The sequence below is a fragment of the Desulfohalovibrio reitneri genome (assembly GCF_000711295.1).
In the GTDB taxonomy this organism is placed as follows: domain Bacteria; phylum Desulfobacterota; class Desulfovibrionia; order Desulfovibrionales; family Desulfovibrionaceae; genus Desulfohalovibrio; species Desulfohalovibrio reitneri.
The window spans coordinates 1,007,091-1,028,703 of record NZ_JOMJ01000003.1; the positions used below are offsets into that span (position 1 = coordinate 1,007,091).

General features: G+C 60.2%; 21 protein-coding genes, 1 tRNA gene and 1 other RNA gene. 8 read left to right on the forward strand and 15 right to left on the reverse strand.

Features of this window, described 5'->3' with window-relative positions:
* Positions 1 to 14: 14 nt before the first annotated feature.
* From N911_RS0105340 to N911_RS0105395, 12 genes are all read right to left on the reverse strand, one after another.
* Entirely contained in the window at positions 15 to 3,329 is a 3,315-nt protein-coding gene (locus N911_RS0105340) for a CHC2 zinc finger domain-containing protein (RefSeq protein ID WP_029895079.1), read from the reverse strand.
* Entirely contained in the window at positions 3,326 to 5,554 is a 2,229-nt protein-coding gene (gene recD2, locus N911_RS0105345) for an SF1B family DNA helicase RecD2 (protein WP_029895081.1), read from the reverse strand. Before recD2 ends, N911_RS0105340 begins: the two co-directional genes overlap by 4 nt.
* Positions 5,506 to 5,985 (reverse strand): ERCC4 domain-containing protein, encoded by a 480-nt coding sequence (locus N911_RS0105350; protein ID WP_237559897.1) that lies wholly within the window; start codon positions 5,983 to 5,985, stop codon positions 5,506 to 5,508. Before N911_RS0105350 ends, recD2 begins: the two co-directional genes overlap by 49 nt.
* A 2-nt stretch (positions 5,986 to 5,987) precedes the next feature.
* Positions 5,988 to 6,461 carry a DUF669 domain-containing protein gene (locus N911_RS0105355; RefSeq protein ID WP_011367844.1) on the reverse strand — a complete coding sequence of 158 codons (474 nt, stop codon included), beginning with the start codon at positions 6,459 to 6,461 and terminating at the stop codon, positions 5,988 to 5,990.
* 12 nt (positions 6,462 to 6,473) lie between these two features.
* Positions 6,474 to 7,244 carry an ATP-binding protein gene (locus N911_RS0105360; RefSeq protein WP_029895086.1) on the reverse strand — a complete coding sequence of 257 codons (771 nt, stop codon included), beginning with the start codon at positions 7,242 to 7,244 and terminating at the stop codon, positions 6,474 to 6,476.
* A 26-nt stretch (positions 7,245 to 7,270) separates the two neighbouring features.
* Complete coding sequence (locus N911_RS0105365; protein ID WP_029895087.1) at positions 7,271 to 8,287, reverse strand: PD-(D/E)XK nuclease family protein; 1,017 nt, start codon at positions 8,285 to 8,287, stop codon at positions 7,271 to 7,273.
* Positions 8,284 to 8,622, reverse strand: coding sequence for a hypothetical protein (locus N911_RS0105370; RefSeq protein WP_029895089.1), 339 nt, complete (start codon positions 8,620 to 8,622; stop codon positions 8,284 to 8,286). Before N911_RS0105370 ends, N911_RS0105365 begins: the two co-directional genes overlap by 4 nt.
* Before the next feature lie 104 nt (positions 8,623 to 8,726).
* Positions 8,727 to 9,311, reverse strand: a complete 585-nt coding sequence (locus N911_RS0105375; protein ID WP_029895091.1) for a sigma-70 family RNA polymerase sigma factor — start codon at positions 9,309 to 9,311, stop codon at positions 8,727 to 8,729.
* A 195-nt stretch (positions 9,312 to 9,506) separates the two neighbouring features.
* On the reverse strand, positions 9,507 to 9,833 hold the full coding sequence (locus N911_RS0105380; RefSeq protein WP_029895093.1) for a hypothetical protein: 327 nt from the start codon (positions 9,831 to 9,833) through the stop codon (positions 9,507 to 9,509).
* Positions 9,834 to 10,006: 173 nt separating this feature from the next.
* Positions 10,007 to 12,109, reverse strand: a complete 2,103-nt coding sequence (locus N911_RS0105385; RefSeq protein ID WP_029895094.1) for a 7-cyano-7-deazaguanine synthase — start codon at positions 12,107 to 12,109, stop codon at positions 10,007 to 10,009.
* On the reverse strand, positions 12,099 to 12,836 hold the full coding sequence (locus tag N911_RS0105390) for a hypothetical protein (protein WP_237559898.1): 738 nt from the start codon (positions 12,834 to 12,836) through the stop codon (positions 12,099 to 12,101). Before N911_RS0105390 ends, N911_RS0105385 begins: the two co-directional genes overlap by 11 nt.
* A gap of 84 nt (positions 12,837 to 12,920) precedes the next feature.
* On the reverse strand, positions 12,921 to 13,154 hold the full coding sequence (locus N911_RS0105395) for a LexA family protein (RefSeq protein WP_009379056.1): 234 nt from the start codon (positions 13,152 to 13,154) through the stop codon (positions 12,921 to 12,923).
* A gap of 296 nt (positions 13,155 to 13,450) precedes the next feature.
* Between N911_RS0105395 and N911_RS17905 the strand changes: the two genes are divergently transcribed.
* Genes N911_RS17905 through N911_RS0105410 form a run of 4 tightly spaced genes read left to right on the forward strand, consistent with a single transcriptional unit; the run spans position 13,451 to position 16,250 of the window.
* On the forward strand, positions 13,451 to 13,693 hold the full coding sequence (locus N911_RS17905) for a hypothetical protein (protein ID WP_081859053.1): 243 nt from the start codon (positions 13,451 to 13,453) through the stop codon (positions 13,691 to 13,693).
* A 34-nt stretch (positions 13,694 to 13,727) separates the two neighbouring features.
* Complete coding sequence (locus N911_RS0105400; RefSeq protein ID WP_029895099.1) at positions 13,728 to 14,252, forward strand: DUF2924 domain-containing protein; 525 nt, start codon at positions 13,728 to 13,730, stop codon at positions 14,250 to 14,252.
* Positions 14,245 to 15,831, forward strand: a complete 1,587-nt coding sequence (locus N911_RS0105405; protein WP_029895101.1) for a recombinase family protein — start codon at positions 14,245 to 14,247, stop codon at positions 15,829 to 15,831. Before N911_RS0105400 ends, N911_RS0105405 begins: the two co-directional genes overlap by 8 nt.
* The gene (locus N911_RS0105410) at positions 15,828 to 16,250 is read left to right on the forward strand and encodes a hypothetical protein (protein ID WP_029895104.1); all 423 of its coding nucleotides are present in this window, start codon (positions 15,828 to 15,830) and stop codon (positions 16,248 to 16,250) included. The genes N911_RS0105405 and N911_RS0105410 overlap by 4 nt, the downstream gene beginning before the upstream one ends.
* A 419-nt stretch (positions 16,251 to 16,669) precedes the next feature.
* On the opposite strand, the gene ssrA is transcribed toward N911_RS0105410, so the two are convergent.
* Positions 16,670 to 17,026: a transfer-messenger RNA gene (gene ssrA / locus N911_RS17910) on the reverse strand.
* A 113-nt stretch (positions 17,027 to 17,139) separates the two neighbouring features.
* Between ssrA and N911_RS0105415 the strand changes: the two genes are divergently transcribed.
* Positions 17,140 to 18,066, forward strand: coding sequence for a hypothetical protein (locus N911_RS0105415; protein WP_029895105.1), 927 nt, complete (start codon positions 17,140 to 17,142; stop codon positions 18,064 to 18,066).
* 43 nt (positions 18,067 to 18,109) lie between these two features.
* On the opposite strand, the gene N911_RS0105420 is transcribed toward N911_RS0105415, so the two are convergent.
* Both N911_RS0105420 and N911_RS0105425 read right to left on the reverse strand, forming a co-directional pair.
* Positions 18,110 to 18,186, reverse strand: a tRNA-Met gene (locus tag N911_RS0105420).
* Between the two features lie 64 nt (positions 18,187 to 18,250).
* Positions 18,251 to 19,051, reverse strand: coding sequence for an undecaprenyl-diphosphate phosphatase (locus N911_RS0105425; RefSeq protein ID WP_029895107.1), 801 nt, complete (start codon positions 19,049 to 19,051; stop codon positions 18,251 to 18,253).
* 90 nt (positions 19,052 to 19,141) lie between these two features.
* Between N911_RS0105425 and N911_RS0105430 the strand changes: the two genes are divergently transcribed.
* From N911_RS0105430 to N911_RS0105440, 3 genes are read left to right on the forward strand one after another with little or no spacing between them, the layout of a single operon-like run.
* On the forward strand, positions 19,142 to 19,336 hold the full coding sequence (locus tag N911_RS0105430) for a hypothetical protein (RefSeq protein ID WP_029895109.1): 195 nt from the start codon (positions 19,142 to 19,144) through the stop codon (positions 19,334 to 19,336).
* A gap of 8 nt (positions 19,337 to 19,344) precedes the next feature.
* Entirely contained in the window at positions 19,345 to 20,520 is a 1,176-nt protein-coding gene (gene lptF / locus N911_RS0105435) for an LPS export ABC transporter permease LptF (RefSeq protein WP_029895110.1), read from the forward strand.
* Positions 20,517 to 21,590, forward strand: coding sequence for an LptF/LptG family permease (locus tag N911_RS0105440; RefSeq protein WP_029895112.1), 1,074 nt, complete (start codon positions 20,517 to 20,519; stop codon positions 21,588 to 21,590). The genes lptF and N911_RS0105440 overlap by 4 nt, the downstream gene beginning before the upstream one ends.
* The last annotated feature ends 23 nt before the right edge of the window (positions 21,591 to 21,613 follow it).

Genomic DNA, 21,613 nt, shown 5'->3' on the forward strand with positions numbered 1-21,613 from the left:
TCTCCAGTTCTCCTTCATTTCCCCCCGTTCGCGCTAATCCAATACTCGAAGTTCTTGGTGTGGGCGTTGCGCTGCCGGACGATGTCAAACCCGGCGTCCCGTATGACGTCCAGGTCGTTGCTGATGCGCCGACCGAGTTGGGCGGGCTTCTTGTATTCGAACTCGAGGTTGAATTCCCTGCCGACCCTGCGTAGCGCCGCGAGCAGCCGTCCCGCCGATACCGGTTCCATGGTGTTCTCGTTCTCGAACCTCACCTGGTAGCGTTCAATGAACCCGACGACGTGGTTTGCCCGGTCGTCCTCGCCGTAACGGGCCTTCTCGTCCAGATCCACCGCGTTCCGATAAGCGTGAAAGAGTGACGCCAGCGCCGTTGCGATGGGGTTCGACTCCCGCGCCATCTCCTGGCTGGTGTCGTTGATGGAATGGATTTGCTCGATGAACAGCGGGCTCAGATCCTCGAGTCCGGTGGTCACCTCGTGTTCCTCGGACCCGGCCAGCATCATCAGATACATCAGGCTCAGATAGTCGTTGCAGCGGCGCTTGCCATGAGTCGGCATGGTTCGGTGCAGCAGGCGCATGACCTGTTTCTGGGCTCCGTCCCGGATCATCGCCAGCACATGGCTGGTCCGTTTCATGATGGCCGAAATGATCAGATCCCGATTCTGCTGGATGGCGGAGATGACCTCCGATTCCAGAAAGCAGTCGCTGGCCTGGTTGGCGAGGTCGAAGTTGATGACGAAGGACCTCGACAGGATCTCCGAAAGCTCCCCGCACAGCGGCTCGATGCCGGTGGTGTTCAGCAGGCATTTGGTCCGCTCGGTGATGGTCTCGCTGTCGGTGCCGCTCTTGCGTTTCTCCTTGGCGATGCCGGTGATGCTGGTCAGCATGAAGGTGGTCAGATCCTCGGTCATCTGCTTGACCTCGATGTTGTCGAGGACGATGAGTGGGTTCTGCGAGCCATCGGTGTAGTTCGCCGCGTCGGTGGCCTTCTTGTGCTGGGGCTCGCCGAAAAGCAGCGTCGACGTAATCTTGCTGGCGGTGGTCTTGCCCGATCCGGCCGAGCCCTCAAAACGGGTCATGGGCCGCGTCCCGGCGAAGTCGATCAACAGGAAACAGGAGAGCCAGGAAAGGATGAGAAAGCGATCCCCCTGTGGACAGGTCATGTTGCCCACCAGCAGATCGACCAGGAGCCTGTCCGCCTCTTCGAGATCAGCGTCGGGCAGGAATTTCAGCGGCTTCATCTTCCGCGAGCCGTCCAGGATGATGCCGTCCTCGTTGCCGCCGTTCTTCATGATCTGAATCTCGTCCGGGGTGATCTTGGCGATCTCGTGCTCCGGATTGTTCAGGTTGAAATAGACGGTGTAGGAAGCCACATCGGTGTGCAGCCAGGAAAAATGGTCGCGCACCTGGCCACGGATCATCGCCAGGCTGGGCAGTACCTCAAAAAATGTCCTTCCGCCGTTGGAGGTCGGCACCATGCCCGTGTGCTTGTAGAGCATGGCCGCATAATGGCGCTTGCGACCCCGATCCGGCGAATCCATCCAGTAGATGGCGTTGTCGAAATACATGAACGGCTCGCCCTGCAGGGTGTGAAAGAACTGGGCACCGTTGGCGGTGAACCAGTCGTAGGCGGCCTCGGCGGCCAGGGTGTAATCGGGAGCGCCGTTCTCCAGTTCCGTGTCGATCAGCACCTCGTCGACCCGGGCGCGGCATGATCCGGGCATCGCGCCGGACATCCGCTTGGCCTTCTTCTTTTCGTTACGGAACTCGACCTTGCGGTCCTTCTGGATGGCGCGGACCTGCTCTTTCAGGGTGGCCATGGAGACGCCACCGCCGATGCTCTCCTGCACCAGCTTCAGCAGGCGGGCCTGTTCCAGCGGCGACTGCTCGGAAATCTCCCCCAGAATCGGTTCGAGCAGGCGGTTGCGTTCCTCCTCTTCAGCGCCCTCGGGCAGCGAGCGCACGCCGAACTCGATGGGCGTGCTGGCTTCGGCGAGCAGACGTTCGAAATCCTCCCGGGTATGCCCGGCGGCAATGTAATCGTTGACGTCGATCTTGGCGGTGGCGAGAAGCGCCTCGGCCGCCTGAATTTCCTCGGCGGGCCGTCCTGTCAGCAGCTTGGCCAGCTCCTTCGGCCCCACGCTCGCCGTCAGGCTGAACCGTTCGGTCAGCTCCTGCCGGGCCGAGATCTGTGTCTCCGACAAGGGCAGCGTTACCAGACGGGTGTCGATCTTGTGTTCGGCCAGGGTGCGGGCGGTTTGCAGCGCCCCTTTGAGACCGGCCTGGGAGAGTTCGTTGTCCTGGCAGATGTATACGGTTTCGACCCCGCGCAACTTGGGGATCAGGCGCTCCCAATCTGCGGCCCGGATGCGGACGGTGACCGGCGATACGGTGGGCAGGCCCAGTTGCATCAGCGCCAGGCAATCGGTCACCCCCTCGGTGATGATCACCTTGCCGGGCCTGGCCAGCAGGCAGTCCTCGTTGAACAGCAGCGCGTTGTTGATGAAGTCGGTGACGTAGGGCCGCTGGTGCTCGTCGTGAACGGGCAGCTTCTTGTATTTCCCTTGCTCCCAGCCCACGTCCGGGGTCCACGGCGTCTTGCGGCCGATCATGAACACCACCCGGCCACGGCTCCAGTAGGGAAAGACGATGCGGCGCTCGAAAAATGGCGTCAGGCCGTCCTGGCTGGTGGGGCGGAAAGCGCCGGTGGCGGCGAGCTCCCGCTTGGAGAAACCGTCTTCACCCCCGGTCAGTTGGGCGACCGCGCCGGAGGCGTTGTCCGCGTAGCCGATCAGGAGATCGTCGATGGTTTCATCGCTCAGGGCGTATTTGGATTTCAGCCAGTCGAGGACCTCCGGCGACTCCTTGAGTCTGGCGTGGTAAAGCCTGGCCAGCGCGGTCAGCGCGTCCTTGACCCGCAGTTCGAAGGCGCGGTCGGCCTCTGTCTGGGCCAGACGCTCCTGGCTGAGGCCATAGCGCGACAGCGGCGGCAAGCCCGCCTTCTTGGCGAGATAGTCCCTGGCCTGGCGGTGGCTGTCCGGCATCGGACCGAATTGCCCAGCGGTGACCGAGCCCGTCTGAATGAACTCAACGAGCTGCAGCACATCGCCGCCGATCCCGCAGCCGAAGCAGTACCAGCCTTGTTTGTCGAGCATCACGTGCAGCGACAGGCGCGACTGGCTCTGATGGTTGGGGCAGTCGCACATCAAGCGCTGGCCCGTCTCCTGGGTGATCCGTCCCGGCAGGAGTTCCCGGGCCACCTCACCGATGTCCATCTCGGTGACGAGCCGGTAATACTCCCTGACGTTATCCGTTCCGCCCATGCTCATTCGGCCTCCGCGACACGGGCGAAATCGGCATCCGCGTGCTGGGCGGCGTCCAGAAACAGGGGCAGGAAGGTCCGGCGGTCATCCACCTGGCATCGCTTGGCGCAGTTCTGGATGCCCCAATGGTCGCCCAGGACAATGGCGGTGCGCCGGGCGCGGGTCACCCCGGTGTAGAGCAGATTGCGGTGGTGCATGAAGGAATGCGCCTTGTGAACCACCACCACGGCACAGGGGAACTCGGAACCCTGGGTTTTGTGAATGGTGAGCGCGTAGGCGAGCTGCAGATCCTGCAGGTCGGGCGAACCCTTCTCCAGCTCCACCGGCATGCCGTCGAAGTCGATGACCAGAGTGCCGTTCGCGAGGACATCGACCACATAGCCGATGGCACCGTTCATCACGTTCAGGTCGTAGTTGTTCCGGGTCTGGATCACCTTGTCGTGCTTGAGAAACGGAGCGCGGCGGCCCATGGCGACCGGCGGCACCTCGGTGTTCCAGAGCTTGCGCTGGATGAGCCGCTGCAGTTCCTCGTTCAGTTCCTTGGTGCCGAGCGGACCCTTGTGGGTCGGCGTCAGCACCTGCACGTCCTTGATGATGTCGAAACCCAGGGCATCGAGCCGCTCCTGAAACAGCTCCAGCAGGAACGAGCGTGCAGCCATCGGATCGGTAAACTGATCCACCAGATACCAATCCCGGCATCCGCCCACCGACGCCTCGCTGGTCTTGCGCACCTCGCCCTTGAGAACGGCGGTGCAGTTCTCCTTGAGGACGCCAGCCTGACGCACGACCTTGTCGAGGATGACCGTGGGGATGGCGCGTGTTTGGATCAGATCACGCAAGATGTTTCCTGGCCCCACCGGCGGAAGTTGGTTGTGGTCACCGACCAGCAGCACCGTGGTCCGCGACAGGTCAACCGCCTCGAACAGGTGCCAGGCCAACGGCACGTCCACCATCGAAAACTCGTCGACCACCAGGACGTCGGCATCGATGGGATTCTCCTTGCTGCGCGAGAAACCCTTGCCGTCATAGCCGAGCAGACGGTGGATAGTGGTGCCGCTGCGACCGCTGACTTCTTCCAGGCGCTTTGCTGCCTTGCCGGTAGGCGCGGCGAGCACGACCTCCAGATCGCTCTCCTCGCATATCGTGTTGATGACCGAAATGGTGTAGCTCTTGCCCGAACCGGCTCCACCCGAAATCAGGCTGATGCTGTGCTGGAGGGCCGAGCGCACCGCGTCGAGCTGCTTCTCGTTCAGCGTCGACGCGCAGCGCCGAATCAGGGCGTCGAGTTTCTTGACGGACTGGAAATGAGGATTGGGTGTTTCGGCCTGGCCGAACAGCGATGCCAGCTCCCGCTCCATGCGAACGATCTCCGGCAAGGCGACCACGAAACGTCCGCCGTGGGAATCGCAGGCAAGCGCCTGTTCTTCGATGAGCGCGTCGAGGGCGCTCTCGATACGAACCCGGCTGTCCAGGGCATCCATGACCAGCAGCAGATTGGCCTGATCCACCAGATCCTCGTATTCGATCCAGCAGTGGCCATTGTCCAGGGCTTCACGGACGCAGAAATTTAACCCGGCCCGGATACGAGGGGTGTGGTCCTTGGGGGTGCCCAGCTTGCGGGCGATTTTGTCGACCTTCTTGAAGCCGAATCCCCGGATCTCCCGAATGAGGATGTACGGGTCTTCCTTCAGGATATCGAGGCAGTTGCCGCCGAGTCTTTCGACCAGGGTGGTGACCTGATGATGGGTCAGACCGAATGCCGACAGCCAGGCCATGACGGTGTTGACGCTGCGGTTCTTCAACCATTCGTCACGCAGCCTCCGGGCCGCGTCCAGAGGCAGTCGAGCCTTGAGCGCGATGCGTTCGGGGTCATTCAGAAGGGTTTCTTCAAAGGCGTCGCCGAAACTCTCGACGATCAATCTGGCCTTGGCCGGACCAATGCCCTTGATCTCCGGATGGTTGGCCAGATAGTGGATCAGCCCCTCCGGGTCGAGTTCGAGGTCGTGCTCCATCCCGTCGACCTTGAACTGACGGCCGTATTTGGGATGGGTGGACCACGACCCGAGCAGGACCACAGGCTGATTTTCCCGGGCGAACAAATTGCCCGCGAATTGGACTTCCTCACCGGTCGGGGTGAGCAGTCGGCCTGCGGAGAACTTGGGTCCGGCATAGTAAACGCGCTCTATTCTTCCCCGGAGCCGCGCCGGGTTACTCTCATTTCTTTTTGGCATCTCGCGATCCTCCGGTGAAAACGTGTCAGGTACTCCTCGACAAAACGGCAGGCGGCCTGCCGGTCCGAGCAGAAGTAGACGGGGACACCGAAGTCGACGACGATGGAGGCGACCGTTCCAATCAGCGCGTGCGGGTGGGCATCGCTGCGGTAGCGGCCATCGACCAGATCGCGAAAGTTGCACTCGACAACCACGCAGGCGGAATCGTAGGCGGAGAGCTTTTCCAGTTCGCGATGGAACCGTTTTCGCCCCCGGATGACGGTGGAGACGAAATCCGTCAGGGATTTGCGCTCCACCGCCACCCGTTCCTCGAGGCCGACCAGCGAGTAATCACCGGCGGGCAGCGCCTTGCGAACTGCCGAAACCTTGTCGCTATCGAAGCTGTAGGGCTCCTGTTCGCGGGTGTCGACGACAACGGTGATCCGGTCCATCATCAGAACGGGATCATGTCGTCCATCGCCGCGCCGGGAGCCCCGGCATCGTCGGCCATGACAATGCGACGGTTGAAGTAGATGTTCTCGTTTTCACCGCGAGTGCGTTTGGTCACCTCCAGCTTGATGTTGAGAAGCTGCTCGAGGTGGCCCGGCAGGTCGGAGAGTTTCTGAAGCTGCAGCCCGCAGGTGTAGAGGTCCTGCTTGAGCCACTTGATGTTCTCGTTGCTGGCCATGACGTTGTTGCGCCAGAGCAGACGCCCCTTGTGGGTCGGCGCGAGGATGCGCAGGGTCCACTTGAGCATGGGATTGCCCGAGGTCTGGGCGCGGGTCAGTTCGACCCGGTCGACGTTAACCTGGTATTTGCCGTCGGGGACGGCCTCGAACTCACGCTCCTCGACTTCGGCGGTTTCGAAGGCGTCATCAAACTGCGCCAGGTCGAGGTTGCTGTTGGATTGGTTTTCGTAGTGTTCCATGGTCGGATCTCCTTACTGTTGGGGTTTCGCCGCCGCACTCGCGGTCGGCTCCGGCTTCGTCCGGGCGGCACTCGCCGCAGCTCCGGCTGCCGTGTTGTTGAACGCTTTCATGAAGCTCGGAAAATCGAGGGGGATGACTTCGGGGAGTCGGCCGGTGCGGTCACCGGCGTCGTAGTTGGGACTGGGCTTGGTGCGCATCACGCGCTGCCAGACCGGCTTGCCGTCCTCGCCGGTTTTCATGTCCAGGTCGCAGAACAAGATCAGGTCCACCAGGCCGGTGACCAGTTTCCGCGCCTTCTCCGGCAAGGTCGGCACGATGCGGGTGTGTTTGCCGGTCCGGGTCTCGATGTCCCGCTCCTGGGAGTGAGAGATCAGGATCAGCCCATAGGGCAGAAAGGCGAGCTTGTTGATGACGCGCTGGAACTCGTTGTTGATCAGCGCGTAGCCCTTGCCGTAGCCCAGGTCGGATTCGTGCTCGATCTTGAATTTCTTGCAGACGTAGTCCGAGCACATCTTGTAGGCGTTATCCACCGTGTCGACGACGATGGTCTTGAACTCGTGCTTGCCCTCGGCGATTTCTGCGCAGGCCTGCAGAAGATCGTCCCAGCAGGTGATCGGGGTCTGGAACACCTCCAGGGCGTTCAGGCCCGGCTCGGTCGCCAGGAACAGTGCGTCATCGGCCTTGGAGCACCAGGTGCTCTTGCCGATCTTGCTCGGGCCGTACACCAGGGCGGTGAGGTCCGAGAGCGTGTGTTTGGGTTTGCTTTTGGTCTTGGGAAGCATGGCTTCGTCTCCTTATGGTTGGGATTTCAAAACACCGGAGCGGCGTCTTCACCGGCTCCGTCCCGCAGCTCTTCGTGCGGGGCGATCCGTTGGAAATGGTTTTCGATGACGTTGGGGTTGCCGCCCGAGCGGCAGAGCTGGAAGTAGGCGCAGGGCCGTCCGTACTGGAAGCAGTAGCTGGTGTTGCGGTAGAAGGTGTCGCGCCGACGGGCGTCGAGCATGGCCTTGGAGAGTTCCCACAGCTCGGCCCGCAGTTCCTCGAACTGGTCGCGGGAGATGTAGAGCACCTCGCGGTGGAACATGCCCGGCTCGAGGTACTTCTCCTGAAGCCGCTGCTGAAAGGTTTCGTCGTCCTCGGGCAGCTTGCGCTTGGCGCTGCTCTTGCCGGTTTTCGACTTGGCGATCAGCTCCGCCCGGCGGGCCTCGAATTCGGCTTCGGTCTCACCCTTGCCCTGGCGCAACTTGGCCTTGACCAGGACGTTATAGATGATGCCGCTGACCGTGATGCCGAGGGTCTGCTCCAGGTACCAGGCGTAGAGGATGATCTGGAAATCGGTCCACAGCCGCTCCAGGTAGCTGGCGTCGATCTGCGAGGCGGTTTTGTGTTCCAGCAGGAAATACTGGCCATCCTGACGGACGATGCCGTCCACCTTCCCGGCGAGAATAAAACTGCGCGAGGTCGCCCCGGTCGCCGGGTTGACGATGGGACCTTCGAAGGTCTTTTCGAGCGCGACGACATCGAACGCTTCGGCCGGGTAGTGTTCCGCGTAGGCGCTCATCATGGCTCGGGCGAGATGCCAGTCGGCCTGTTGATAATCGTCCTGCGCCCGGTTCGGATAGGTCCGGTCGATGTGGTCGAGGACCTTGGCCAGATCTCGCTCGCCGTGCCAGCACTCCAGGCAGTCGTGAATGACCGAGCCGAAGGCCAGATTGGGGTCGCGCTCGAGCGGCACCAGCTCGTCGATGTAGCGCCACTTGCAGGCCATGCGGCAGTTGCGGAACAGCCGCCACATGGAATAGGTGGTGGTCATCAGCTCGCTCATACCGCCACCCCCGCTGTAGCAGCGGCGGGCGCTGCGCGATGCTTGGAGGCACAGGCGCAACCCGACGGCTGGGATCGTTCGATCAGGACCGAGCGTTCGCCGTATTCCTTGGTGGCGAAGCCGGTGAAAATGCGGGCGAGGTCGCTGCCGACATCGGTGGAGGCGTCGATCACGCAAGTGCGTCGGGCCTTGTCCAGATTGAACCGGCTCTCCATCCGCACACGGGAACGGCCATGCAGGCTTTCGACGGCCAGCATCGCCAACATGAAAGTGTCTTCCAGTTCCTGGGCCGGGACCGACTCGTCAAAACGGTACTTGTAGGTGTCGTGAGTCATGGTTGAACTCCTCTTTTGTTCAGGTTCTGATTTCCGAGGCCCCGGATAGCCGCACCATGCGGCACGGTGCTTACTTACCGGAGCCGGGGCTGATGCGTCGGAGATCACAGGTAGTCGGTCAGGCCAGCCTCGCTGAAAGCCTCCCGCAGCTTGCTCAGCCGGTCGTAGAGGGTGGTTCTGGGAATGCCCATCTCCCGGGCGATTTCGGCCATGGTGCTGTCGTGCAGGCGCACGCACAGATCCCGGAGCTCTTCCGGCAACGAGGCGATGGCCCGGTCGAGGTCCATGCGGATCTCATGGGCGAGGCGCTCCCTTGTCTCGCGGGTGCCGCTTCCCAGAGAGCCTTCGCTATCCAGGAAGTCGATCCGCTCGGTGGTGTCGCCTTCGCCGTTGTCGAGGGGTTCGTTGAGTGATGTTTGGCAGAGCCGCCAGTCCCGGCATTGGGCGAACCGGGCCTCCAGAATGGTGGAGATGTGACGTTCGACGATCCGGGCCATGAAGGTGGTCTTCTTGGCCTTGGCGGGATTGAAATGCCGCATCCGCTGCAGCAGATCGATCATCAGTTCCTGTTCGAGGTCGGGTCTGTCGTCCTCGGTGAATCCGGCTTTGCCTACGAGTTGACGTGCTTTGTGCCGAATGAGGTCGGCGGCATACTTGTCGATGCCATCGTAAGAATTCTGTGAAACCATCGGGGCCTCCTCGGAGCGAGGAGGAGGTCCGCGTGGGTGTCGGCACGGGCCAGATCACAGGACAAAGCTGTCGCGTGGGCGAAGGGGTCGCAGGTACGCCGCCAATTGCCGTATTCGGCTCGGCGACACCCACAACAGCCTCCGCCATGCGTCCAGCTTGTTGTCCAGTGTCTATGGGTTCAGGTCGTTACGTGTTCAGGCTGCCCGTTCCTCGATGCGCATCAGGAACGGGAGACCGTGCTTGATTTCGAGCAGGCAGACTTTTCCGCTGCCCATCTGCGCAAGGTGCTCCAGCAGCGCCACGACCTCTTGCTTGAGGATGAAGTCATCCTGGTCGCGCTCGGGCCGGGGACCGCTCTGTCCGCCCAGCTTGATCTCACGCTCGATGACCGTGTCAGGGGTGAGTTCCGGCTCGCCGTCGCGGACCGGAATGTTGGTGATGCGGCCGAAGTTGATGTCCTGCATCAACTCGATGAGTCGCCGCTTCGGTGGGGTGAGGTGTGCTTTGTTGATTTGTGCCACTGCCAGTCTCCTTGTTCGGAAGTTCTGGCACGCCCGGTGGCCAACCCTGTGCTGACCAATAAAAAACGCCGGATCGCGCCTTCATTGGGGAAGGCGCTACATCCGGCGTCGCAATGGCTACATTTGGCGTAGCGGAAATTTTTTTTAGTTTTTTCTTCCTGGGTGGTCCCGGGTCATTCGTTGACTATCGGGCGGACCTCCCAAACGATCTCCTCTTCGGTCCGGTAGACCGGTGCGTTGCCGCACTTGATGGACTCCTTCAAGTGGGCAGCCAGCGGCTTATCGTACTTCTCCAGATACTTAATGGCCCGGTTCACGGCACTCCGGAAGGCGTCACGAATGTTCTTGCGTTTGTCGTTGGATTTCCGGAGTTTGCCACCCAGACCAACCGCCTCGTTGATTGCGGCGGTGATCTGAGTCATTTCGTCCTCAAGCCGCTGGATTTCGGCATCGTTGTTTTCTGCCCGGGCTTCTTCAATCTCTCGGAAAAGCTCGTGAGCCGTCTCCCGGTATTGCTCGACGGCCTTGCGGTCGGCAACGAAGCCGGTATCACCCAACGGAACCCCCTGGGTGACCTGAAAACCTTCGTCGGTTTCATTGGAGTTCAGGACCGCGTTGCAGCTATCGATGGCAAACCCGCAGACGATCTCGTAGACCGAGGTTTCCTTGTTGGGCCTTGCCAGGAGGAAGTTGATGTACTCGGCTCCTTTGTCGACACCCGTCACGAGCACCTCGGCATTGCCGTTAAAGCGTGCGGCCCAGACACCCCCGCGCTTCCTGAAATAGTTGTCCGGCTGCTTCTGATCGACCGGAATGGCGGGGACGGAGATTACCGATCCCGATTCATAGACCGTCCTGAGTAGGCAGTCTCCCGGCAAGGTGCGTTGGCGGATGGCGGTGATGTTGCGGCCAACCATGGTGTCCATTGCATCGCAGACTTCCTTGGCATGCTGCTTGTAGAGGTCATAAACCTTTTGTGCCACTTTGCCGGAGTTCCCATTAAGGTAGCGGAAGACCCGACTGACCTCGCTGAATCGGGCGATAAACTGGGTGATGTCGTCCTGCTCGCGTACCTGATTGGCACGCTCCAGGTACGCGGCCGTCATGATCTTGTCTTCATCCTTGCTTCTGCTTTGGGTGAAGATGTCGGCCTTATAGGCTTCAACCGGGTCGTACTGATCGGCCTTTGCCGCAAGCATGGCAAAACGCCTGTCGATGCACTGCGAACACGTTCCGCAGTGGGTATGATGATTGGTCATCTCCCAGGTGTGTGTGCAGGTAGTCGATGCCGCGATCATATCCTGGCATCCTGCCTTGGTGATCACCTGGATGACATCGGCCTTGGTTTTCCAGATGTAGGGATTCTCAATCGTGAACGGCTCGCCAGCCACCAAGCTGATGATTTCCTGAAACCCTCGAATCACCCTTGGATGGGTGGTGCGAGTTGCCCGTCCGCCGACTACCTGGGCGCAGACCGGCAAATTTAGACTGATGACGCCGTTTTCGTAGAACCGGACGCTCTTCAGGTTCAGCATCCGCGCAATGGTCGCTCCGATAGATACATAGAGAAAGGAGCGGCTCCGTTGGGTGTACTCTTTGTTGAGTTTCTTGTTCTTGTTGACGCGAACGCCGATGTGGAGGGGATCGTTTTCGCCAGCCTTGTCGGCAATCATCTTTTCCAGCCGACGGTGGCGCTTGTTGAGCTTCTGGGTCGGCTTGTGGGTTACCAGAACCACCCGTCGTTTCTCGTTCAGTACCTCGTCAATGGTTCCCGCCAGCGAGTCCAGGCCGCCCGAAAACATCACCACCTGTTCCGGATAACCGTGAAGACGTCCGTCATCGTTGAAGTCCAGGTAGCCTTGAAAAGCATGTGCCTCTTTCAGTTTGGTGAACTCGAAGTGGTAGTTGTCGTCGGACAGGAAGCCAAGCGTCGAGCACAGCGCCTGCAGAATCTCTTGCCCGTTCCAGAAATCCGGGGTCCTTACCGGGATGATGAAGTGCAGATCTCTGCGCCAGCCGTGCCCGAAGGAATCGACGTCATCGGCTCCCCGTGGAATGGCCTGGTCGGCGCAGTAAACATAGGTGGCGATCTCAAGCAGATCCTGGAAGACATCCGGCACATTTCTGACAATTTTTGTATGAATGTCTTCGATGCGCAGGGTGATCTTGTCCGGCCCGTCTTTGCCCCAAAGGCGCAGACGCAGATCCCGGCCAGGGGTTTCCTTAATCCCATCGGTCGGTGCGTTTCCGCATATGATGTAACGCTTATCTTGCATCGGCTCGCGCTCCTTCTTTTAGCTCGTCCTTCATCTTTTTCAGCGCATAGGAGGCGAAGCCATTGGAAGATTCCCTGGAGATGTCACCACCTTCTTCGTATCTGTGCTTTGAAAACCAGTCTGCTGAAAACTGTTCGACGATCAGGGAATCCTCTTTGCAGTGCATGTTCAGGGCCTTCTCGAATTGTCCCATTTCATTCATGGTGGCAAAGCGCTGGCCCTCGCCAAGATGGGTGGCCAGCGTTTTTGACAGGAAATAGTTCATGCTCTCGTTGGTCAGCTTGGCGAAGAAAGTCCGCGACAGTTCTCCGAACTCCCGCTTTTTTCCGAGCGCAGCCAGTGCGGCCCGAACATCATCTGGTCCGGGGGCGAACAGAGACGGCAGCTTTGGTGAGATGTGCTCCACCAGGGCTCCAACCAATGCCCGCTGAGACATTTCACCGAGGTCGGATCGGCCACCGTTGGACTCCAATTTATTATCCAAGGCCTCGGAGATTGCGGCGGCAAGATCGGGAAGGGATGTATCCTGCGGCAGGTTGACACCGAGGGATTGGAGATGCTCGCCGAAGTTCTCTTTTTTTGCGGCAATGGCGAGCTGGGTCATCAACCAGACCGCCTCGGTGAACCCCTCATCGTTGAGCACGGAGGTGAAGGCTTTGTCGGCCGCCCGGATTGTGGCATTTGCGATTTGGGACACGTCGGCACCGGCCGTGATCAGGCCGACCACCTCTTTCCATGCCCTCGACCTTGGAAGGCTTCCAAGTCTGACGTGCCCCATGTCGATCTCCTTATTTGTCGCGACCCGGCATCGTTATTCGGGCCTCCTGATGACGACGATGCTCCGGGCCTTACGAGCTTCTTTCTTCAGATAGCCTTTCCGTACCAGTTGAGCGATCTGCTCGTGGGCGCTCGCGTGGCTGATACCAAGGACTTCCGACAATTCTTTCACCGTTGGCGGTAACCCCTTTTCATCGATGATTTGGCAAATGACCCTCAGCGTGTTGGCTTGTGGGTCGGTTATTTCCGATACCTTTTTCTTTCCCATGGCGATTGCTCCGTGTCGTAGCCACTGAGCGGATTAAGCCCAATTTATGACCAATGAATATACGACCTGATGAACATCAGGTCAATCAAAAAGACAGGACTTCTCGTCTGATTCCGTCATCTTGCACGTCCCTCCGGTAGGTAACGAACGCAAGTCCGGTTCAAGCCGGGCACAACCAGATAACCGACCAGAGGCGGAGCTGAGGCGGTTGTGGGTGCCATCGAACGCGCATCCCGACCGCCCCCGTTTTCTGGCATCCACACCATCCAGTCCCCCGGTCCCACCGGAGGTGTTCGATGTTGGATGTACAGAAAATGAATGATGTGCCGGGGACGGAAGATCTCGGCGAAAACGGCAATCCCAGCCGCCTGTCGGGTGAGGCGAGGCTCCAGTCAGCCGCCTCCATTCTGGCTACGGCGGTCCTGCGCCGAAAGGCCAAAAAAGCATGTGTAGGCAGTGAGTTAGAGTTTTTCGAAGATTCTTCCCCTGTGCTCGGAGAAGGACTTGATTCATTGCCGGAACAGAGCATTCATTCATGACAACTCGTCCGGAAACCAAAATAAGGAGTTGAAAATGATTGAGTTACAGAACGCCGCCACGGGCGGCAAGAATCAGGACCGAACCCGAAACTCGGTCCTTCGGCAGATGGCCCTGCTGCAATCCATGTCCCTGGAGCAGCTCCGGGAAAAATGGCTCGACCTCTACGGCGAAGAGCCTCCCCAGTACAAGAAGCAATTCCTCATCAAACGGCTGGCCTATCGCATCCAGGAGCTTTTCTACGGCGGGCTGTCCGAGCAGGCCAAGGTCCATCTCCAGCAGGCCGCCAAGGAGGACCCGGTAGCCACTGTCAATCGACGCATCCCAGAAGAGCGGAAATCGAACGAGGCGATCCTGCCTGGAACCAGACTGGTGCGGGTCTGGAACGACCGGCGTTATGAGGTGATCGTCCTTGCCGATGGCTACGAGTTTGAAGGCCGCACCTTCCGGTCGCTCAGCGCGGTGGCCAGGGAGATCACCGGGACCAGGTGGAACGGCAAGGTCTTTTTCGGGTTGAAGAAGGTTTACGGCAGAAAAGCCGAGGGAGGTTCGGATGCTTGATAACAGCAATGTCGCGCCGGGCAAGAACAAGACCCTGCGCTGTGCCATCTACACCCGCAAGAGCCACGAGGAAGGGCTCGAACAGGAGTTCAACTCGTTGGATGCACAACGGGAATCTGCGGAACACTATATCGAAGCCCAGAGGATGCGTGGCTGGACGGCTCTGCCGGATCGCTACGACGATGGTGGATTCTCGGGTGGGAACATGGAGCGCCCGGGGCTGCGCCGACTGCTGGCGGACATCGACGCCGGGAAGATCGATGTGATCGTCGTCTACAAGGTCGACCGGCTGTCCCGCTCGCTGCTGGACTTCATGAAGATGATCGACCTCTTCAACGAGAAGGGTGTCAGCTTCGTCTCGGTCACCCAGCACTTCAGCACCACCGACCCCACCGGCCGGATGTTTCTCGGCATCCTGATCACCTTCGCTCAGTACGAGCGGGAGGTCATAGCCGAGCGTATCCGGGACAAGGTGGCGGCAGCCAAGCGCCGGGGGAAATACTGCGGCGGCGTACCCATCCTCGGATACGACGTCGACAGGGACAACAAGAAGCTGCTGGTCAACCCCGATGAAGCCATGACGGTGCAGTACATCTTCCGCCGGTTCATCCAGATCGGCTCGGCCAAGAAGCTGGGCCAGGAATTGAACGAACAGGGTTACCGCACCAAGGCCTGGACCACCAAGAAAGGCAAAGTGCGCGAGGGCTCCGAATGGAACACCGCCCACATCTACCGGCTGCTCAATAACCGGATCTATATCGGCGAGATCGCCCACAAGGACCGCAGCTACCCCGGAGAGCACGAAGGGATCATCGACCGGGCGACCTGGGACAAGGTGCAGGCCATCCTGGAGGACAACAAACCGGTCAAGGTTTCCATGGCCAGAACCAAAATGGTCGCCCCGTTGAAAGGCGTCATCCGTTGCGGCCACTGCGGATGCGCGATGGGACCGACCTACGCCCGCAAGAACGGCCGCCACTACACCTATTACATCTGCCAGAAAGACAGCAAGCGGACCGTGAGCCGGTGCCCGCTCAAACGGATTCCCGCCGGGGACATCGAGCAGGCGGTAATCGAGCAGTTGAGCGCGGTGTTCCGGACACCGACGCTGGTGGCCAAAACCTACTTCGCGGCCCGGGACATCGAGCAGGCGGAGCGGGAGCGGCTGTTCAAGCAGAAAGCCCAACTCGAGATGGAGCTGTCGCAGGCACGGGAGCAGGCACTCGAACTGATGAAACCCGGCAGCGATCAGCCGGGCAAGACCGAGATGCTGACGGCCGTCAATCGCCAGGCGGTCGAGCTCTCGAAACAACTGACCCATGTGAGCGAGCGCTGCAAAGCTTACCAGGGGAACAGCATCACGGAGCAGGATGTGTCGGAGGCCTTCCAGAATGTCGAGGGCTTCTGGGATGACCTTTTCCCGGTGGAGCGAAACCGGCTCATCCGCCTCCTGGTGGATAAGGTGGAGGTCCGTGAGACCGGAATCGACATGGAGCTGCGAACCAACGGGCTGACAACGCTCATCGCCGAGCTGGCTGGTCTGGCATGCGAAGTCACTGAACGGAGGGCAAGCCGATGAAAATGAAGCCGACCATTACCGTAGCTGACAACGGCAACCTGCAGATTCACATCCCGATGCTGATCCGGCGCATGCGTGGCCGCAAGACGGTCATCGCTCCCCAGGCCCTGGATGGAGAAATCACCGGAGCACAGGAACCGGTGCAGTCCGCCATCCTCCAGGCACTGGGAAGGGCCTTTTCCTGGGCCGACATCCTCGAATCCGGCCAGATCAAGTCCATCAGCGAGCTTGCCCGTACCCTTGACGTCGATGGCTCGTATGTGGCCCGCATCCTCAAGCTGACGACCCTGGCCCCCGACATCATCGAAGCCCTGATCAATGGCGAGGAACCCAACGGGCTCTCGCTGGCCAAGCTGACCCAGACCTTTCCCGAGGACTGGACCGAGCAGCGCCGCCAGTTCGGCTTCGCCACCGACTGACGACCGGACCGGAGACTACCCCAGAGAGCCGACCATCAGCGTCGGCTTTTCTACTATTGGGGGTAGGAAAGCGGAGTTGACTGCGCTTCTTTTTATGGCCGTGGCGGGCGATTTCGAAAAAAACGTCCGGTTGCGGCATCGAACGATGACCTAAGACAACCGCCAAAAACGGCAACAAGCCGCAAACCCATATCAATCAAGGATGTAGCTTCCCGGACGCGCTTCGGACTTGGTCCGGAGAAAACAGAGAATCAGGGGCCAAACAGAGAAAGAAAGGCTGGAAGATGGGGAGAATCGATGGTGCTAAGAGGTGCTTTGGAAAGATGTGAAACGGGCGCAAACCCTTTAGAAACAAGGGGAAAAAGAAAACCCGTCGCCTCCGAGAGTGGTTCCGGAGAGACGGGTTGTCTTTTTTCAAATGGTGGAGGCGGGGGGAATCGAACCCCCGTCCGCGAACGGTCCACCCAGGCGTCTACAGGCTTAGAACGGGTTTGTATTGTCGACCTGGGAATCGCCCCCGTTCAGGGCTGCCCCAGGACCAAGTCCATCTAAGTTCTCACTCGGCGAGCGACGGACCGACCGGCCGAGCCAGCCTGATGCATCGTCGCCCCACGCGTTTATCAGGCATCCACGCGCGGGACGTGGCTTCACTTAAGCAGCCAGGGCGTAGTCGTGATCGTTGGCGACTAACTTTTTGTGCCGCTTTTTACGAGGCCAGCGGCGCCTCGGCCTGCAACCCGGGTTTCTCTCGTCCACGTCGAAACCAGTGCGCCCCCATGAACGGACGCCGCGACGCGGCTGTCAATGAACCTGAAAGGGCAATATAAGCCTTTGCCGTCATTTGGCAAGGGGGCTTGACCCGGAGGGTGGCCCGATACATTGTGCCCGGATGAAAAAAACCATTGTGGGCCTGGTTTGCGTCATGCTGTTGGGCGGAGCGCTCGCCGCCAACGGCCAGGAACTGCCCGAGACAACCAGCGGGGCCACGGTGGTATTCTCCGATCCCACACCAAGCGAATCCCGGCGGCTGACCACCTCCCTGGGAGCGGGCTACATGGGCGAGGCTTCCTTCGGCTCGTCCGACGGGGGGGTGGAACTCTATCGCACGGTCCTGTCCGCCGCCTATTCCATCTTTCACCTTCGCTACGAGTACTCGGATTTCGTGTGGAACGATCTGGAGGCCCTGCCGCTGGACGCGGAGGGTGAGGCTCCTTGGGAGGGGCTGCACGACATCTCCCTGAGCGCCCTGCTGGAGCGGGGAGATTGGAATCGCTGGTCATGGTGGATCAACGCGGAAGCCACATCCTCCTTCGAGCGCGAGTTTCCCGGAGCGGTGGGCGTTGGCGCGAGCGGTGAGTTGGCCTTTGACGTTTGGAAGGGGTGGAAACTGGGTTTGATGCTCTCCACCGTGGTTCTCAGCCCCCTGAACCAGGACCTTTTCGGCAGGCTGGACGCGGACCTCGCCCTGCACGTTTCCCCAGAGCATCTGGATTTGGCCCTGCGTGAACTGGGGCTGAAAGGGGAGGAGGGCGAAGAAACGCGCATCGGCTTCCGTGCCGGGCTTTCCACAAGATCCCGTACGTACCGTCTCGCCTCGGACAGCCCAGTATTCGGCAGCGGTTACGCAGGCATCCGGAGTCTCACGGCCGGGGCTTACATGGACTACAAAGTCACCGAGAACCTCACTGTCAGCCTTGGCCCGGAATACTCTTTCCTGCGCAGCTACTCCACATACAAGGACACGGGATCGCTGGAGACCTCCGAGGATCTGGGGGACGCTTTCGGTGGATTCGTTGGGGTGAGTTGGAGATTTTAAAAGAGAAGGGCGGACCGGATTATCCGATCCGCCCTGGAAAAATTGGTAGCGAGGGAGGGAATTGAACCCCCGACACTGCGGATATGAGCCGCATGCTCTGACCGACTGAGCTACCTCGCCACGCGCGGGGAAAAGTCTCTATCCATAATCGCCGGCTTTGGCAAGGGCCGCGCGGGAAAAATTTTCAACGGCTCGGCCAGAACAGGAGCACCATCGGGGCCAGTACCAATCTGTACCAGGCGAAAGGCCGCAGGGTCCACCGGGTGAGCAGGGCGATAAATCCCTTCACCGCCACCCAGGCCGCAGCGAACGATGTGACGAAACCCACAGCCAGGAAAAGCACGTCCGAGGTGGTGTACAGGTGCCATGTGGAGAGCAGCTTGTAGCCGGTGGCCGCCACCATGATGGGCACTGCGGCGATGAATGAGTATTCCGCCGCCAGCCTTCTATCCGCGCCAAGGATCATGCCGCCCATGATGGTGGCCGCGGAGCGCGAGAAGCCGGGCCAAAGGGCGAGGCACTGGAAAAAGCCGATGCCGAGAGCCAGGCTCCAGGTCATCTGATCCAGTCCCGCGAAGCGCGGTTTTGGGCGTGTCCGTTCCACCAGAAGAATGAGCAGGGCCCCGATTCCCAGCGACCAGGCCACTGGCTGGGGATGGAACAGCTTGTCCTCGATGACGTCCGAGAGGAGCAGGCCCACCACCGAAGCGGGCAGGGAGGTCAAGACCAGGAACCAGATGCCCCTGGAGCCGGAAAAGCGGCGCTCGGAATCACGCCGCAACAGCCCAAGGAAGCGCTCGCGGTAGAGTACGGCCACAGCCAGGATGGCTCCCAACTGGATGATGACGTTGAAGGCGTCGATGCGGTCGCCGGACAGGTCCAGCACGGATGAGGTAAGAATAAGGTGGCCGGTGCTGGAAACGGGCAGGAATTCTGTTGTTCCCTCCACGATTCCCAGGATGACGGCGTCGAGCGGTGTGGGCATGAGCGTTCCAGTACGTCCGGTGGTTCCCGGCGTTGCATTGCGCCCCCTCCTGGTGTACCTCAGGCCCAATTCAACTGGAGGAGGCGCTGGATGGCGACGATTGTTCCCCCGGGCGAAATGGCCCGCAAGGCGATGCATTGGATATCCGAGGGGGTTAAAGAAGGCAAGGAGTTGCCTCCCCTCATTGAGGAAGCCGCCATGCGCTTCAACCTCAGCCCAAAAGACGTCGAGTTCCTGAAGCGGTTCTACAAGGAAAACGGCGAGGGTGCCAAGCCGGCCGATTGATTCCCCTCGTGAAGCGAATTCACCGCGAAATCTTCAAAGAGCTGAGCACGACGTTCGGCCTAGTCATGGGGGCTCTGCTGGCCCTCATCCTCATCGGCCGGATGCTGAAGCTCAAGGACGTCTTTCTCTCGCAGTCCATCTCCCTTCTGCAGATGGGCGAGCTTTTCCTGTATCTCGCGCCGTTCTTTCTGCTCCTGCTCCTGCCCATATCCACCATGCTCTCGGTTTTCCTGACCTTTTTGCGCATGAGTACGGACAACGAACTGCTGGCCCTGCGGGCGGGCGGAGTCAGCCTGGGCCAGATGCTCGTGGCTCCGCTCCTGTTCTGCCTGCTGATCACGGCGATGGACTTCGGTGTGTCGTTCTGGGGCGTTTCCTGGGGGATGGAGAACTTCAAGTCCACGGTGCTGGAGCATGCCCGCACCAAGTCGCAACTCATTCTTCAACCGGGTGTTTTCAACAAGGAGTTCCCCGGGTTGACGCTGTACGCCCGCAACGTCACCCCGTCCGGTGCGGGGCTGGAAGACGTTTTCGTCAGGGACGAAACCCGCCGGAACGCGGCCGCGACAATCGTGGCGCCCAAAGGCACGGTGGGGACCGACGAGGAACGCGGACAGATCGTTTTCCTGCTGGAGGACGGACACATCTATCGCCGCCAGGGCAACACCTTCGACGTGCTGGGCTTTTCAACCTACGCCGTGCGGCTTGACCTGGAAAAGCTGTTCCGGGGATTCCGCTTCGACGACGACAAGCCAAAGGAAATGTCCTGGAACAGGTTGCAAAGACTTGTTGACGACCCGGACGTCCGCGACGTGGACGAAGGCAATTATTTTCGTAAGATAAAAGTGGAAATCCAGAAGAGGCTGGCTCTGCCCACGGCCTGTTTCGTACTGGGCCTGTTTGCGTTGCCGTTCGCCTTTTCCTTCAAAGGCTTGCGACAGTATCTGGGACTGGTTCTCTCCCTGGGGTTCTTCATGGTGTACTACACCATGCTCTCGGTGGGGTTGAGCCTGGGCGAAACCGGCACACTCGACCCACGTGTTGGCTTGTGGGTTCCCAACGGCCTCTTTCTGCTACTGGCCATATGGGGCATTCGCATGGCTCAAAAGGAGCGGTTTCCCCGAATTTTCGACCGATTGCGACATATTTCCATCAGGAAAACAAGCAAGGAGGAGGAGCAGTGAAGACGCTGCACCGCCACCTCCTGAAAACCAACCTCTTTCTTATGCTCATCTGCCTTGGGGTGGGGGTTGTGGTCTATCTGCTCGCCGACGTGTTCGACCGCCTGGACGACTTCCTCGAGGCCGGGTTGGGCCTGGGTATGGTGCTGGCCTACTTCGGCAACAAAATACCACTCATCCTTTCACAGATCATGCCAGCGGTGTTCCTCATCGCGCTGGTTGTCCAGCTGTCCCTCATGGAGCGAAATCGCGAGATGATGGCCCTGAGGACCGGCGGGGTATCCTACGGCAAGCTGGCCATGTTCTTCGTCTGCTACGCCCTGGTCTGGTCCGTGGTGCAGTTCGGCTTCACCGAGTATTTCGGCGTGCAAGGGTTGCGGGAAACGTCGCGAATCTGGGCCGAGGATGTTCGCGAGCGGCAAATTGAATCGGAGAAGGTCAACAATGTCTGGTTCCGCGACGACAGTTTCGTGGTGCATTTCCAGGAAGCCAACGTGGGCGAGGGAACCGGGCGTGGCATCACCGTGTACCAGATCTCCGAAAACAGCCAGTCGCTTATTTGGATGGTCCGCGCCAGGAGGTTCGAGGCGGGGCGGGGCGGCTGGACCCTGCTCGACGCCGATGTGACCAACCCCGACAAGTATACCACCCGTCACGTTCCCAGCCTTAATCTCAGTCTTTCCCAGAGCCTGCGAGCCTTCACCGCGGTGGAAAAAGGCGAGGGGCCGGCCCAGACGCCGGCGTGGGAATTGGCCCGAGCCATCGAGACCCTGGAGATGTCCGGCTCCAATGTGGAGGCGTTACGCACCGAGCTGCACGCCAAGGTGGCCTACGCCTTTTCCATTCTGACCATGGCCTTTTTGGCCTTGGCGGTGTCCACCTTCCGCTTCAACATTTACTTGAACATTACCGTCTCGCTGTTGGTGACGTTCGTATTCTACGGGCTCATCGTAGTCGGCTCGACCATGGGCAAGAAAGGGTTGCTGCCGCCAGAGGTGGGGGCCTGGATGGGCAACATGGTTGTGGTGCTGGCTTCGACGTCCCGCCTCATTTGGGTGGGCTCCAAGCACTGAAGCATCCAGCCAACGGACTGCCG